Source organism: Citrobacter sp. Cpo091, assembly GCF_030332645.1.
Taxonomy (GTDB): domain Bacteria; phylum Pseudomonadota; class Gammaproteobacteria; order Enterobacterales; family Enterobacteriaceae; genus Citrobacter; species Citrobacter portucalensis.
The window spans coordinates 152,562-167,258 of sequence record NZ_JAOWHL010000037.1 but is presented as its reverse complement, the minus strand read 5'-3'; the positions used below and the strand labels follow the sequence as shown (position 1 = coordinate 167,258).

The window sequence follows — 14,697 nt, the reverse complement described above, 5'->3', positions numbered from 1 at the left end:
CGCTATAAAAAAGGGCGTGGATTAGTTACAATCCCGCTCTTATCACCGCATTTTGACTAGTCCAATAAAAGAAATCAGACAATGTTTGAAATTAATCCGGTAAATAACCGCATTCAGGACCTCACGGAGCGCTCTGACGTTCTTAGGGGGTATCTTTGACTATGATGCCAAGAAAGAGCGTCTGGAAGAAGTAAACGCCGAGCTGGAACAGCCGGACGTATGGAACGAACCCGAACGCGCGCAGGCGCTGGGTAAAGAGCGTTCTTCTCTTGAAGCCATCGTTGATACGCTCGATCAGATGAGCCAGGGCCTGGAAGATGTCTCCGGCCTGCTGGAACTGGCTGTAGAAGCCGACGACGAAGAAACCTTTAACGAAGCCGTAGCAGAACTCGACACGCTGGAAGATAAGCTGGCCCAGCTGGAATTCCGTCGTATGTTCTCCGGTGAATATGACAGCGCAGATTGCTATCTCGATATTCAGGCAGGTTCTGGCGGTACGGAAGCGCAGGACTGGGCAAGCATGCTGATGCGCATGTATCTGCGTTGGGCTGAAGCGCGCGGCTTTAAGACTGAAATTATTGAAGAGTCTGAAGGTGAAGTGGCGGGTATTAAATCCGTAACCATCAGAATTGCTGGCGAATATGCGTACGGTTGGCTGCGTACTGAAACCGGCGTACACCGTCTGGTTCGTAAGAGTCCGTTCGACTCCGGCGGACGTCGCCATACGTCGTTCAGTTCTGCGTTTGTTTATCCGGAAGTTGATGATGATATTGATATCGATATCAACCCGGCGGATCTGCGTATTGACGTTTACCGTGCCTCCGGTGCGGGTGGTCAGCACGTTAACCGTACGGAATCTGCGGTGCGTATTACCCACATCCCGACTGGGATTGTGACGCAGTGTCAGAACGACCGTTCCCAGCACAAGAACAAAGACCAGGCCATGAAGCAGATGAAAGCGAAGCTTTATGAACTGGAAATGCAGAAGAAGAATGCCGAGAAACAGGCGATGGAAGACAACAAGTCAGATATCGGCTGGGGTAGCCAGATTCGTTCTTATGTCCTTGATGACTCTCGCATCAAAGATCTGCGTACCGGGGTTGAAACCCGTAACACGCAGGCGGTGCTGGATGGCAGCCTGGATCAATTTATCGAAGCAAGTTTGAAAGCAGGGTTATGAGGAACCAACATGTCTGAACAACACGTACAGGGCGCTGACGCGGTAGCCGACCTTAACAATGAACTGAAAACGCGCCGTGAGAAGCTGGCGAGCCTGCGTGAGCAGGGGATCCCGTTCCCGAACGATTTCCGTCGCGATCATACCTCAGACCAACTGCATGCTGACTTCGACGCGAAAGAAAACGAAGAGCTGGAAGCGCTGAACATTGAGGTATCCGTTGCTGGCCGTATGATGACCCGTCGTATTATGGGTAAAGCATCATTCGTTACGCTGCAGGACGTTGGCGGCCGTATTCAGCTGTACGTTGCTCGCGATGACCTGCCGGAAGGCGTCTACAACGAGCAGTTCAAAAAATGGGATCTGGGCGATATCCTCGGCGCGAAAGGTAAGTTGTTCAAGACCAAGACCGGTGAGTTGTCTATTCACTGCACCGAACTGCGTCTGCTGACCAAAGCGCTGCGCCCGCTGCCGGACAAATTCCACGGTCTGCAGGATCAGGAAGCGCGCTATCGTCAACGTTACCTGGATCTCATCTCTAACGATGAATCCCGCAATACCTTTAAAGTGCGTTCACAAATTATGGCTGGCATCCGTCAGTTCATGGTTGCTCGTGGCTTTATGGAAGTAGAAACCCCGATGATGCAGGTGATCCCTGGCGGTGCGGCAGCGCGTCCGTTTATTACTCATCATAACGCGCTGGATCTGGACATGTACCTGCGTATCGCGCCGGAACTGTACCTCAAGCGTCTGGTGGTTGGCGGCTTCGAACGCGTATTCGAAATTAACCGTAACTTCCGTAACGAAGGCATCTCTGTTCGCCATAACCCAGAGTTCACCATGATGGAACTCTACATGGCTTATGCGGACTACAAAGATCTGATCGAACTGACCGAATCGCTGTTCCGTACGCTGGCGCAGAACGTTCTGGGAACGACTGAAGTGCCTTACGGTGAAGAAGTCTTCGACTTCGGTAAGCCGTTCGAAAAACTGACCATGCGTGAAGCGATTCAGAAATACCGTCCGGAAACCAACATGGCCGATCTGGATAACTTCGACTCTGCAAAAGCGATTGCTGAATCTATCGGCATCAAAGTTGAGAAGAGCTGGGGTCTGGGCCGTATCGTGACCGAGATCTTTGAAGAAGTTGCGGAAGCGCACCTGATTCAACCGACCTTCATTACCGAGTACCCAGCAGAAGTTTCTCCGCTGGCGCGTCGTAATGACGAAAATCCGGAAATCACTGACCGTTTCGAATTCTTCATCGGCGGACGTGAAATCGGTAACGGTTTCAGCGAGCTGAACGATGCGGAAGATCAGGCGCAGCGTTTCCAGGATCAGGTTAACGCTAAAGATGCGGGTGATGACGAAGCAATGTTCTATGACGAAGACTACGTTACCGCTCTGGAACACGGTCTGCCGCCGACTGCGGGTCTGGGCATTGGTATCGACCGTATGGTTATGCTGTTCACCAACAGCCACACTATCCGCGACGTGATCTTGTTCCCGGCGATGCGCCCGGTTAAGTAAGATGTGAAATGCCGGATGGCGGCTGACGCCTTATCCGGCCTACGATTCGTTATGTAGGCCAGATAAGCGTAGCGCCATCAGGCAATAATTTGTTGGCAGTAATTCCGCAACAGCGTACGCGCTTCTTTGTCTGCAACCTGCATTACCATCCACGGGCTAAAAGCCCACGGCGTCGCGTCAATCCCGCTTAAGACATCCGCAAGACTGCTCCAGTGGCAATCCATCACTTCATCTGGGTTTAGCTGTAGCGGACTCACGATATGTGCGGCATAAACCGGGCATACTTCGTTTTCAACTATTCCACTCGGGTCTGTAGCGCGATAACGAAAGTCAGCGTATACGGGGCTGAGCAAGTCGATGTCTGCACCCAGTTCGAAGCGAGCCCGGCGAACAATAGCGGCTTCGTGGGTTTCATCCAGCTGCGGGTGACCGCAGACAGAGTTGGTCCAGACGCCAGGCCAGGCTTTTTTGTGCAGCGAGCGGCGGGTGACCAGCAGTTGGCCCTGCTCGTTAAATATCCAGCACGAGAAAGCGGAATGCAGGGGGGTTGTGGCGGTATGCGCCGCATATTTTTCCAGCGTTCCGCAGGGTTGGTCCTGCTCATTCAATAAAATGACATGTTCCTGTCGCATAGCGTCCACCATCAATCTTAAGCATCCATATTATATGCTTAATTAAGTCAGATTGATTAACAGAGGGTGTGAAATGCCAGGGCCGACGGTTCGTTGCGCGATATGATTTGGCATCCGGTTTCTGGCTGCTATGATAAAGCGTCTGAAAATGTTGCGAGGTATTGTTTTGAGTGCAGGACGCCTGAAGAAAAATGGCCTGGGTATCGTGATGTTGCTGTGCGTCGGTCTGCTGTTAGCGGGGTGTTCCGGGAGCAAGTCGTCTGATACAGGAAGTTATTCCGGCTCCGTGTATACCGTGAAGCGGGGGGATACGCTATACCGTATTTCGCGCGCTACCGGGACCAGCGTGAAAGAGATCGCCCGCCTGAATAATATTTCACCGCCCTATACCATTGAAGTAGGGCAAAAACTGAAGGTCAGCGGTGGCGCGAAAACCAGTTCTAACTCTGGCAAAACAACCAAGAAATCCTCAACCAAAACGGCAGCGGTCAGACCGTCTTCGTCCGTACCGCAGTCTTCCTGGCCTCCGGTAGGGCAACGTTGCTGGCTGTGGCCTGCCAGCGGTAAGGTGATCCTGCCTTATTCAACCGCGGACGGCGGCAACAAGGGCATTGATATCTCGGCTGCGCGCGGTACACCGATTTATGCCGCCGGCGCCGGGAAGGTGGTTTACGTCGGTAATCAGCTGCGGGGCTATGGTAATCTCATCATGATTAAGCACAGTGAGGACTACATCACTGCGTATGCGCATAATGACACCATGCTGGTGAACAACGGTCAAAACGTGAAGGCCGGGCAGAAAATCGCGACGATGGGCAGCTCGGATGCGACTACGGTGCGGCTGCATTTCCAAATCCGCTACCGGGCGACGGCTATCGATCCGCTGCGTTATTTACCGCCGCAGGGCAGTAAGCCAAAATGCTGACGGTGAATTAATCGCCAGTCAGTGGGTAAGTCCCTTGCCAAGAAGAGCGTAAGGTTTATAATCCCTTACGCACTTTGATGCGGGCGTAGTTCAATGGTAGAACGAGAGCTTCCCAAGCTCTATACGAGGGTTCGATTCCCTTCGCCCGCTCCAAAATTCTCTCCCTGTAGTTAATCCTTAAAAACGTTAGATAGCGACACCGGAATCCGGTGGCAGCGTGTTGTTACCTTCACCCAGATTACGTTGTAGCAATACCGTGTCGAGCCATAGCCCATGTTTGAAGCCAATGTTTTTCAGTGTGCCGATTTGCGTAAATCCGGCCTGCTGATGGACTTTTAACGATCCCTGATTATTGCTGTCGCCGACGATGGCAATCAGTTGCCGATAACCCTGTGCTTCAGCCCAGCCAATCACATGACGCAGTAAGGCTTTTCCTACACCCTGACGCTGAGCCGTTGGAGCAATATAAATCGAATCCTCAAGGGTATAGCGGTAGGCATAGCGCTCGCGGTAGCGGGTGAGGTAGCAATACCCGATGACCTTATCTTCCTGCAGAGCGACGACCCACGGCAGCCCGAGGCTGCGGATTTTTTCCAGACGAGCAAGCATCTCGTGTGCATCCGGCGGGTCGGTTTCAAAGCTGCCGGTACCGTGAAGAACATGATGTGCATAGATATCGCGTATGGTGAGGATGTGCTTTTCTTCTGCGTTAACGATTTTCATTGACCGGCTCCCATTGGCGTCTTTGCCCAGATTACCTGAAAGACTGAGGGGAAGGTAAGTGCAAAAAATTATGCTTCTATCAGTTGCTTGTAATGCAAATAGGCTTGCATATTGTAAGGGGAAATAATTGATTGTGGTTGATATTGTCAATAGTACGCAAGGTTGGTAAATATATTAACAGGTAGAGTAATACACAATTATTCACGCACGTATTTGATTGAGTTTCCAAATACCAATTATGGTAGGTTTCGAAAAATGATAAATAAAGTTGTTTGATTTCAACGCATTGTTACTGTATCTAATTCTTCTTGCGCCTGTACCCTTATTTTCATTTCATTGGCCCTGTTTGAGCCCTAAAAATTAAGTTATATTTTGTTGTTAGCAGAGAGCCTATTATCAGATTTTTCTCTATTCACCTCTCAAAATAGTTACCATGCAAACAGTTGCGCGGTGTAGCTATGCTAACCAGCAATAGTAAGCATCGTCACATGATGTCACCGGGCAAACTTTGTTTAAATCCAGAATTCAATCCCAAGAGTATTAGGATTATTTAGTCTAAAATACTTTTTTGCCTAAGAATTTTCTTATTGCGTAGCCACGAACTACATGGAGTGATAAAATTCCCGAGTTTATGCCTCCTGTCCAACGATTAGAGGACGCGGTGCGGGTAGTCAATAAGACGAAAGAATTAATTGCTTCATAACCCTATTACGAAATAAGCGGCAGTGCATCTTACATGGTCGGCAACTGTCAGGGATTGACCGTAACTTATTGAAAACGCTTATTTTTACTCTGATGTAAGATATAAGGGCAGATATGTTCAGTATGCGTCGACATGCCAACTTCATTAAACGTTTTAAGTCTGTAAGCTGTTTATTTACGGCAAGCATTCTTTTCCCTATGCAAATCTCTGCTGCGGTATCAGATTATGATGCTTTGGTTATTGAAGCGCGGGGAGGGAATAGTGCGCCGCTATTGCGCTACCTTGAGGATCAGGGAAAGAAAAGTGCGCTAACGCCAAATCAGGTTGCCGACTGGTTGCAAGTTTCTGGTTGGGTCGATAACAACGATAAAACAACCATTCAAATCTGGCAGCGGTATCGTGGGCAGATGGATGTGCCTGCGCGCGGCAAAGTCGCCGCTGCACGTGCGTACCGTAACCAGAAAAACTGGAATGATTCATTGGCGGTGTGGGAAAGCGTTTTACAGGAAGAGCCTGATAACGTGGATGTACGCACCGGCTGGATAATGACGTTGGCGGATGCGCGCTACAATCAGCAAGCCCTTACTGAAGCGAATAAATGGGCGCAGGCGCATCCGGGAGCAGACTCCGACGCACTGCTTGCCTATGTGTATCATTCTCAGGGGAAAAACTGGGATGCACTGTTGGTTGCCAGCCAGGCGGATGATGTTGATCCAGGCAACAAAAATGCAAAATCCACGCTGCTATCTGCGCTGTCGGCGAACCGTGTTTCCGGACCCGCTTTAAATATGGCGGAGGTCGTTCCCACGGCTGATCCAGTGAAGCGCCGTCTTGAGCTTGATGCGGCGGCTGAAATGGTACGCTCCTCTTATACGTCCGCACGTAATGAAGAAGAACGTTTTATCGTGGCCGATAAAGCGCTGGCCCGTTATGACCAACTGTTGGCGGCCTGGAAAGATGAGCCGTCTGCGCAGAATGATGTCCGTCGGGCGAGAATTGACCGTATGGGTGCCTTGTTGGTGCGTAAGCGTACTGCCGAAGTGATTGATGAGTATGAGTCCCTTTCTGCAAGCGGCGAAGTACCAAACTATGCAAAACGCTGGGTGGCATCAGCATGGTTAAGCGAACGTCAGCCGGAAAAAACCGAAGCGATGCTGGCGAGCATTTACTACCCGAATGGACCTATCCCGGTGACGCCACTCAGTCCTGAGGATCAACAAGATCTGTTCTACGCGCACATTGATAATGAAAACTTCGATGCTGCCAAAAAACAAGTTGATGATTTGATCAAAGAGAGTCCGTATCTACGGCGTATCTATGGCTCGCCAACGCCGCAGCCTAACGATAACTGGCTGCTCGGACAGTCGCTACTGACGCAATATCATATCGCTGCCAATGAACTGCCAGAGGCAGAAAAGCTCGCAGAGCATCTGGCACGAACAGGCTCTGGTAACCAGGGATTGCGCATATCTTATGCCTCTGTGCTTGAAGCGCGTGGATTGCCGCATGCGGCGGAGAAAGAGCTTAAGCTGGCGGAAGTCATTGAGCCAAGCAACCTGGAGCTGGAGCGCCAGCAGGCTTACGTTGCACTGGATCTTCAGGAGTGGAAACAGGCAGATGAACTGACGGATGACGTTATTGCCCGTAGCCCGGATGATGAAGCGACGCTACGCCTCGCGCGTATTCGTGATGTCCACAAAATGTCGGAAGTGCGCATTAGCGGAACGCAGGGGATCTCGTCCGATAGCCCGGTCAGCGGTAAGAATGACTTCAACATCAACACGGCTATTTACAGTCCGCCGATTAATGACAACTGGCGACTGTTTACCGGATTCAACTTTGCAACCGGTGAATTTGAGGAAGGGAAGGGCATCAGCCGCGATCTGGCGGCGGGGGCAGAATGGACTTCCCGTGATTACTGGGCGGAAATGGAAGTGTCAGGCCGAAATTATGGCGATGGTCAGAAGATTGGCGGGCGTCTATCCGGCTGGCATGACTTTAATGACAACTGGCGCGTTGGTGGGTCGGCCGAACGCCTCTCTCGCAATACCCCGTTGCGCGCGCTGCGTAGTGGCGTGTATGCCAACGGCGGCGATATGTTTGTTCGCTGGTATCAAAACGAACGACGTGAATATCAACTGTCGTTTGCCGCATCACATTTCTCGGACGGTAACGATCGCATCGAATATGGACTCAGCGGAAAAGAGCGCATGTGGACCACGCCGCGCTTCACGCTGGACTTTACGCCGGGTATCGGCGGGAGCACCAACACCAAAGAGAATGTGCCGTATTACAACCCGAAGAGTGATTTTTCCGTTGTCCCTGGCTTGAGCGCGGAGCAGGTTCTTTACCGCCACTATGATACCGTCTGGACGCAGCAAGGCCTGGCAGGCGTAGGTGGCTACTGGCAGCAAGGCGAAGATGCAGGTGCTATCGTCCAGGTGGGATACGGCCAACGGCTTAAATGGAACAACGTCGTAGATGGCGGGGTGATGCTGATTTGGGATAAACGCCCCTATGACGGTAAACGTGAGCGGAATATCTCCCTCGCTTTCGATTTAAATGTCAGGTTTTAAGGATTGTTCATGCTGAAAAGATGCCTGTGGCTTAGCGCATTAATCGCTGGCTGGTTGATGATTACCGCGTGCAGCAGCGCGCACAATACAACGCCTCGCTATGTTCCTCCCGCAGAGAGAACACCGCTGACGGCGGATCATCCGTGGCCGAAAAATAGCTTTCTGGTGCTCGGCTACCATGATGTGGAGGATGGTGCAGCCGACCAGCGCTACCTCTCTGTGCGTACCAGCGCGTTGAGCGACCAAATGGCCTGGCTGCGTGATAATGGCTATCAGCCGATCAGCGTGCAGCAAATTCTGGACGCCCATGACGGTAAAATTGTACTGCCGGAAAAAGCGGTATTACTCACCTTTGACGATGGATATAGCAGTTTTTATACCCGCGTCTGGCCATTGCTGAAAGCCTACAACTGGCCTGCGCTCTGGGCACCAGTAGGCAGTTGGGTTGATGCGCCAGCCAACAAAAAAGTCGATTTTGGCGGCTTAATGACCGCGCGAGACAAATTCGCCACCTGGAAAATGGTCGAAGAAATGGGCAAGTCGCCGTTGGTAGAAGTCGGTGCGCACACCTGGAACTCGCACTTTGGCGCTGAGGCCAACCCGCAGGGGAGTAAAGAGCCCGCTGTGGCGAACCGCCTGTATGATAAGAAAACCGGCACTTACGAAACGGACGAACAGTACACGCGACGTATAAACACGGATATCTCTCTGATCACTAACAAGATCAAAGCGGTGACCGGCAAATCGCCGCGCGCGTGGGTATGGCCTTACGGCGCAGCCAACGGTACAACGTTAAACCTGGCCAAAGAGCATGGCTATAAGATGGCCTTTACGCTTAATGAAGGGTTGGCGAATGCCGCGTTTCTCGATGATATTCCGCGCGTGCTGATCTCTGATAACCCATCCCTTAAGCGCTTTGCCAGTCAGGTCGCTCAGGTCCGTGAACCACAGACGATGCGCGTGATGCATGTCGATCTGGATTACGTGTATGACAAAGACCCTGCTCAGCAGAAGCGAAATATCGATAAGCTGATCCAGCGCGTTTATGACATGCGTATTTCTCATGTCTTCCTGCAGGCGTACGCCGATCCGCAGGGCGACGGGAATATTCGCGAACTCTATTTCCCCAACCGCTGGCTGCCGATGCGTGCCGATCTCTTTAACTATATCTCCTGGCAGTTACAAACGCGGGCAGGGGTGACGGTGTACGCCTGGATGCCGGTTCTGGCTTTCGATCTCGACGCGTCCATTCCACGCGTAACCGCATGGGATCCGAAAACGGGACGCACTGCTATCAATCATGAGAACTATGTTCGTCTCTCGCCCTGGGACAGCGAAGCGCGCAAACGCATCACTGAAATCTATGAAGACCTGGCGAAGCACGCCAGCTTCAAAGGTATTTTGTTCCATGACGATGCTTTCCTGACGGATTTTGAAGATGCGTCACCGGAGGCGTTAGCCGCCTACCGTGCCGCAGGGCTTCCGGACAGTATCGAGCAAATACGTAATAATCCTCAGGCGTTCGAGCGCTGGACTCGCCTGAAAAGTAAGATGCTGATTGACTTCACCAAACAACTGACCCGGACGGTGCGTAATATTCGCGGTCCACAGGTGCAAACTGCGCGCAATATTTACGCCATGCCGGTACTGGAGCCTGAGAGTGAAGCCTGGTTTGCACAAAACCTGAATGATTTCCTCAATACCTATGACTGGACGGCGCCGATGGCGATGCCATTCATGGAACAGATCCCGGCCAATGATGCCAACGCATGGCTTGACCGACTGGTGAATGCCGTTGCACAAACCCCTGGGGCGCTGGATAAAACCGTGTTTGAACTGCAGGCACGAGACTGGCGTAAATCCGGGGATCAGGCTGAAATCAGCGGAAAACAAATAGCCGAATGGATGCGCCAGCTGAAATTAAGCGGTGCAGGTAACTACGGCTATTACCCGGATGATTTCATCAGCGACAAACCTGAGATGTCAGAGATTCGCTCGACGTTCTCCTCATACTGGTATCCGCAAAAATGACCGATCGCATTATTGCTTTCCTGATACTTTGCCTGATGTTCAGCCTGCCGTTTGGTGTGGCTGTCATCTTTACAGGTGAAGTGATGTTGAACTTCGTCTTCTTCTGGCCATTGTTCATGTCTGGCTTATGGATAAGCGGCGGAGTCTATTTCTGGTTTTACCGTGAACGTCACTGGAAATGGGGAGATGACACGCCACCACCGACATTGCAGGGGAATCCACTGGTTTCCATTCTGATCCCCTGTTTTAACGAAGGGATCAATGCGCGTGAAACCATTGAGGCAGCACTGGCCCAGCGATATAAGAATATCGAAGTGATCGCCATCAACGATGGTTCGACGGATGACACTCACGACGTGCTGGAACAACTGGCAGTGGAATACCCCAGCCTGCGGGTGATTCATCTGGCTGAAAACCAGGGCAAAGCGCTGGCGCTCAAGACCGGTGCGGCCGCGGCGCGCAGCGATTATCTGGTGTGTATTGATGGCGATGCGTTACTGGAACGCGATGCCGTCGCTTATATGGTAGCTCCGCTGATCCAGTTCCCGCGCGTTGGTGCGGTGACGGGGAACCCGCGAATTCGAACCCGCTCTACGTTAATCGGTCGTGTGCAGGTTGGTGAGTTCACTTCCATTATCGGCTTGATTAAGCGTACTCAGCGAGTCTATGGGCAGATCTTTAGTGTCTCAGGTGTGGTTGCGGCGTTTCGTCGTCGCGCGCTGGCCGAGGTCGGTTACTGGAGCCCGGACATGATCACCGAAGATATCGATATCAGCTGGAAGCTGCAATTGCGCCACTGGTCGGTATTCTTTGAGCCGCGCGCACTTTGCTGGATCCTGATGCCTGAAACCTTAAGAGGGCTGTGGAAGCAGCGTTTGCGCTGGGCGCAGGGTGGTGCAGAGGTGTTTATCGTTAACATGCGTCGTCTGTGGTCGTGGGAGTTCCGCCGCATGTGGCCGCTGTTTCTTGAGTTCTGTTTTTCTACCGCCTGGGCATTTGCCTATGCGATCAGTATCGTGCTGTTCCTTTTAGGACTGATGATCCCGATGCCGGACTCGCTGTATGTACAGCATCTGTTCCCACCGGCCTTTACCGGGCTTATCCTCGGCGTGGTGTGCTTGCTGCAGTTTGCGGTGAGCCTGATGATTGAACGACGCTATGAAAAAAATATTGGCGCTTCATTGTTCTGGATTATCTGGTTCCCGGTGGTGTACTGGATGCTAAGCCTGTTCACCACGCTGGTGTCATTCCCGAAAGTGATGCTCAAACGCAAACGTGGCAGAGCGCGTTGGGTGAGTCCTGACCGCGGTATTGGGAGGATCGAATCATGAACCAGCCACTGATCTTCACGGAGCGGCGTTTGCTGCCGCGCATCATCGATGTGTTGTTGACGGCCATCGCATGGGTTGGATTTATCTATTTAATCTATAAAGGGCTGATCACAGCCCTGGCGCATTCACCGTATATGGGGGTGCGACCCTTTTTCACCACGCTGGATACGGTCACGTTTTATATCCTTGTCGCCCTGGTCAACGGCCTGGTGCTGATTGGCTGGGCGAAGTACAACCAGTTTCGTTTTCGGGTCGAACGCCGCAGTCGCAGACCCGGGCTTGAAGACCATGAGCTGGCAGAAAGTTTGCGTATTACCCGGGAGCTGGTTACGGAACTGAACAAGGCGAGGGTGCTGACGGTCCACCATCATGAGAATGGCGAAATCAGTCATATCGATGTGGACAGGGATATTGCCGATAACCGCCTCCCGCCGCCGACGCCTGCGATGTTGGAGTATTTGCCGCCAGAGCCGCAGCCGTCGATACAGAAAAAGCCTGAATGATATTTCTGATTTCAGCCGCTTCCTTCAGCCTCGCATAGGTCTATGATTAAAACAGACAATAAAAAAATGCGAGGCAATATCGTGGATAAGGAACTACTGGATGCAGGTTACCGGGCCTATACCGGCGAGAAGATTGACGTCTACTTCAACACGGCGATGTGTCAGCATTCGGGCAATTGCGTGCGGGGAAGCGCGAAGCTGTTTAACCTGAAACGTAAACCGTGGATTATTCCGGATGAAGTGGACGTTGCCACGGTCATCAAGGTCATCGATACCTGTCCGAGCGGTGCTCTGAAATATCGCCAAAAATGAGTGAGGGAAGCATGGAAATTCTTGCAGGCCACAACAAATTTTATGTCAACGATGCCGAAGGCAATCAGGTTGCCGAGATTGTCTTTGTGCCGACGGGCGAGCATCTGAGTATCATTGAACATACCGATGTTGACCCCAGTCTGAAAGGTCAGGGCGTCGGCAAACTGCTGGTGGCGAAAGTGGTAGAGAAGATGCGCGCTGAAAACCGCAAAGTGATTCCGCTGTGCCCGTTTGCCAAACATGAATTTGATAAAACCCGCGAGTACGACGATATCCGCGCCTGATTATCTTATATGCACTGGAAGGTATAACAGCCATCCGGTGCATCACGCCCGATGCAGTAAATCCTGATAAATCCCCGTCAGTATCCCTTGCGGGCCAAACTCTTTTTTAATCCACTGAGTGACACGACCGGTTGCCGAATGCTGGGTTGCCAACAGCATTCGTGAATCCTGACGTGGGTTGTGGATCTGCCGTGTCACCAGCAACGACTTTTCCATCGCCTCGCGCACCATATAGTCTGGCAGAAAACCGATGCCCTCCCCCAGGATCTGGCACTGGCACTTGGTATTAAAATCGGGAACCAGAATCGACTCTTGACCGTGTAACAGCCAACCGACTTTTTTGTTGATGGTGTGTGCGGTGTCTTCCACCATGATGTTCGGGTACAGGCGCAGTTGGCTCTCAGAGATGGGTTCAGGCATAAACGCCAGCGGATGATCCGGGGCAATCGCGAACGACCAACGGATCGCGCCGATCTCGGTGTAATCAATTCCGCCGCCGTCCAGTAATGTATCGGGCGCGCCAATCGCGATATTGGCCAGGTTATTGATGATCGAATCCCAGACGCCGTTATACACCTCTGTAGTGACGGTTATCTGGCAGGTTGGAAACTGTTTCTTGAGTACCTGCAGCAGCCTCGCCGTATGTTGAGGGGTATACAACAGCTGGTTAATGCAGATGCGCACCCGAGCCTCAATTCCCTGAGCGATGGTATCAATGCTGCGCTTGATGGCGTGGAAATCGTTGAGCAGGTCGGTCGCCTTGCGAAACAGATAGCGTCCGGACTCGGTCAGCTCAATGCTGCGAGTACTGCGGGTAAACAGCACCACGTCGAGACCCATTTCCATGCGCTTAATGGTGTAACTAATTGCCGATGTGGTTAAGCCAAGCTCCTCCGCTGCCTTGCTGAAACTGCTATAGCGGGCAGCCATCGTAAATGCCAGTAGGTTTTCCTCGGTAAATATTGAATTCATCTTTCTCCCCTCCGGCGACAATGCGCATCCGCAACACGATGATTGTTGAATGTATTTGTAATCCTTATACAGAGCAATCAGTTTTGAACAGAATTTAACACTAGTTTTACATTTGATTTGAAGGCAATCACACTTCTGTATTTTAATTGCAGGCCGCTATCCGTGCAGCATACCGCCTGATTTTCCGGACTACTGATTAGTGGCTAAAAGGGCCCCAGCCATAAGGGAAAGATTGCACTACAGCACGTTTTGCTCTCATTGTTAAAATTGATTCAATAATCGATGCGCTAACGATGAATGAAATTTAAGCGGATGTTATTCTCTGCACTCTATTGCTATTCTCAGGTTATCGGATATTTAAAAAGTCTAAAAAACTGCAGGAGAGCGATTATGTCAGAGAAAGAACTCATTACTGAATTTCTGCTGGCGGCAGAGCAGGGCAATGCCGATGGATTAAAATCCTGTCTGGCAAAAAATGTGGATATTAACGCCACCAACCGCCAGGGGCGTACTGCCATTATTATTGCCAGCCTGAATAAACATTATGACTGTGTTTCTTTATTGATTGCTGCGGGTGCCGATATTAATAAACAAGATCAAACTTGTTTTAATCCCTTCCTGATTAGCTGCCTGACTAATGATTTAACGCTGTTGCGTACGGTATTACCGGCTGACCCCGACCTCAATTGCCTGAGCCGTTTTGGCGGCGTTGGTATTACACCTGCCAGCGAAAAAGGTCATGTCGAGATCGTGCGCGAACTACTGCTGCGTACCGATATCAATGTCAACCATACTAATTTTGTTGGCTGGACGCCGCTCCTGGAAGCCATCGTGCTAAATGACGGCGGTGCGAAGCAGCAGGAGATCGTTAAGCTGCTGCTCGACCATGGCGCAAACCCGCACATGACGGATAAATACGGTAAAACCCCGCTGGAACTGGCGCGAGAGAAAGGGTACCACGAAATTGCCGAGCTGCTGATTGCGGCCGGAGCCTGACA

13 protein-coding genes and 1 tRNA gene are annotated in these 14,697 nt (G+C 51.5%); 11 read left to right on the top strand and 3 right to left on the bottom strand.

The annotated features are described in order from the left end of the window. The first annotated feature begins 81 nt into the window (after positions 1–81). Positions 82–1,180, top strand: a protein-coding gene (prfB, locus tag OGY04_RS15965) for a peptide chain release factor 2 (protein ID WP_100194817.1) whose coding sequence is annotated in 2 segments (ribosomal slippage) — positions 82–156 and positions 158–1,180 — 1,098 coding nt in all. Because the reading frame shifts where the segments join, the coding sequence is not laid out codon by codon here. 9 nt (positions 1,181–1,189) lie between these two features. Continuing rightward, positions 1,190–2,707, top strand: a complete 1,518-nt coding sequence (gene lysS, locus OGY04_RS15960; protein WP_003026911.1) for a lysine--tRNA ligase — start codon at positions 1,190–1,192, stop codon at positions 2,705–2,707. A gap of 77 nt (positions 2,708–2,784) precedes the next feature. Here lysS and idi read toward each other — a convergent pair whose 3' ends face one another. After that, positions 2,785–3,339, bottom strand: coding sequence for an isopentenyl-diphosphate Delta-isomerase (gene idi, locus OGY04_RS15955; protein ID WP_267454128.1), 555 nt, complete (start codon positions 3,337–3,339; stop codon positions 2,785–2,787). A 166-nt stretch (positions 3,340–3,505) separates the two neighbouring features. Here idi and actS point away from each other — a divergent pair, with 166 nt between their 5' ends. Both actS and OGY04_RS15945 read left to right on the top strand, forming a co-directional pair. Beyond that, the gene (actS, locus tag OGY04_RS15950; protein WP_020996306.1) at positions 3,506–4,264 is read left to right on the top strand and encodes an amidase activator ActS; all 759 of its coding nucleotides are present in this window, start codon (positions 3,506–3,508) and stop codon (positions 4,262–4,264) included. 79 nt (positions 4,265–4,343) lie between these two features. After that, positions 4,344–4,417 (top strand) — tRNA-Gly (locus OGY04_RS15945). Positions 4,418–4,450: 33 nt separating this feature from the next. Here the strand turns inward: OGY04_RS15945 and OGY04_RS15940 are convergent. Further along, positions 4,451–4,987 carry a GNAT family N-acetyltransferase gene (locus OGY04_RS15940; RefSeq protein ID WP_125363286.1) on the bottom strand — a complete coding sequence of 179 codons (537 nt, stop codon included), beginning with the start codon at positions 4,985–4,987 and terminating at the stop codon, positions 4,451–4,453. A gap of 816 nt (positions 4,988–5,803) precedes the next feature. Here OGY04_RS15940 and pgaA point away from each other — a divergent pair. From pgaA to OGY04_RS15910, 6 genes are all read left to right on the top strand, one after another. Beyond that, the gene (gene pgaA, locus OGY04_RS15935) at positions 5,804–8,266 is read left to right on the top strand and encodes a poly-beta-1,6 N-acetyl-D-glucosamine export porin PgaA (RefSeq protein WP_286585619.1); all 2,463 of its coding nucleotides are present in this window, start codon (positions 5,804–5,806) and stop codon (positions 8,264–8,266) included. A 9-nt stretch (positions 8,267–8,275) separates the two neighbouring features. Next, positions 8,276–10,297 (top strand): poly-beta-1,6-N-acetyl-D-glucosamine N-deacetylase PgaB, encoded by a 2,022-nt coding sequence (gene pgaB, locus OGY04_RS15930; protein ID WP_286585617.1) that lies wholly within the window; start codon positions 8,276–8,278, stop codon positions 10,295–10,297. Then, a complete protein-coding gene (gene pgaC / locus OGY04_RS15925; RefSeq protein WP_048236716.1) occupies positions 10,294–11,628 on the top strand; it encodes a poly-beta-1,6-N-acetyl-D-glucosamine synthase in 1,335 nt (444 codons plus the stop codon). The genes pgaB and pgaC overlap by 4 nt, the downstream gene beginning before the upstream one ends. Then, positions 11,625–12,131, top strand: coding sequence for a poly-beta-1,6-N-acetyl-D-glucosamine biosynthesis protein PgaD (pgaD, locus tag OGY04_RS15920; protein ID WP_003825542.1), 507 nt, complete (start codon positions 11,625–11,627; stop codon positions 12,129–12,131). Before pgaC ends, pgaD begins: the two co-directional genes overlap by 4 nt. 81 nt (positions 12,132–12,212) lie before the next feature. Next, the gene (gene yjdI / locus OGY04_RS15915) at positions 12,213–12,443 is read left to right on the top strand and encodes a 4Fe-4S mono-cluster protein YjdI (protein WP_003825544.1); all 231 of its coding nucleotides are present in this window, start codon (positions 12,213–12,215) and stop codon (positions 12,441–12,443) included. A gap of 11 nt (positions 12,444–12,454) precedes the next feature. Continuing rightward, a complete protein-coding gene (locus OGY04_RS15910) occupies positions 12,455–12,727 on the top strand; it encodes a GNAT family N-acetyltransferase (protein ID WP_016157396.1) in 273 nt (90 codons plus the stop codon). A gap of 42 nt (positions 12,728–12,769) precedes the next feature. Here OGY04_RS15910 and OGY04_RS15905 read toward each other — a convergent pair whose 3' ends face one another. Continuing rightward, entirely contained in the window at positions 12,770–13,699 is a 930-nt protein-coding gene (locus OGY04_RS15905) for a LysR substrate-binding domain-containing protein (RefSeq protein ID WP_003825551.1), read from the bottom strand. 390 nt (positions 13,700–14,089) lie between these two features. Here OGY04_RS15905 and OGY04_RS15900 point away from each other — a divergent pair, with 390 nt between their 5' ends. Then, the gene (locus tag OGY04_RS15900) at positions 14,090–14,695 is read left to right on the top strand and encodes an ankyrin repeat domain-containing protein (RefSeq protein ID WP_008785731.1); all 606 of its coding nucleotides are present in this window, start codon (positions 14,090–14,092) and stop codon (positions 14,693–14,695) included. The last annotated feature ends 2 nt before the right edge of the window (positions 14,696–14,697 follow it).

Coding starts and splice junctions, on each gene's coding strand:
- lysS (WP_003026911.1), top strand. CDS start 1,190: ATGTCTGAACAACACGTACAGGGCGCTGACGCGGTAGCCGACCTTAAC.
- idi (WP_267454128.1), bottom strand. CDS start 3,339: ATGCGACAGGAACATGTCATTTTATTGAATGAGCAGGACCAACCCTGC.
- OGY04_RS15940 (WP_125363286.1), bottom strand. CDS start 4,987: ATGAAAATCGTTAACGCAGAAGAAAAGCACATCCTCACCATACGCGAT.
- pgaA (WP_286585619.1), top strand. CDS start 5,804: ATGTTCAGTATGCGTCGACATGCCAACTTCATTAAACGTTTTAAGTCT.
- pgaB (WP_286585617.1), top strand. CDS start 8,276: ATGCTGAAAAGATGCCTGTGGCTTAGCGCATTAATCGCTGGCTGGTTG.
- pgaC (WP_048236716.1), top strand. CDS start 10,294: ATGACCGATCGCATTATTGCTTTCCTGATACTTTGCCTGATGTTCAGC.
- pgaD (WP_003825542.1), top strand. CDS start 11,625: ATGAACCAGCCACTGATCTTCACGGAGCGGCGTTTGCTGCCGCGCATC.
- OGY04_RS15910 (WP_016157396.1), top strand. CDS start 12,455: ATGGAAATTCTTGCAGGCCACAACAAATTTTATGTCAACGATGCCGAA.
- OGY04_RS15905 (WP_003825551.1), bottom strand. CDS start 13,699: ATGAATTCAATATTTACCGAGGAAAACCTACTGGCATTTACGATGGCT.
- OGY04_RS15900 (WP_008785731.1), top strand. CDS start 14,090: ATGTCAGAGAAAGAACTCATTACTGAATTTCTGCTGGCGGCAGAGCAG.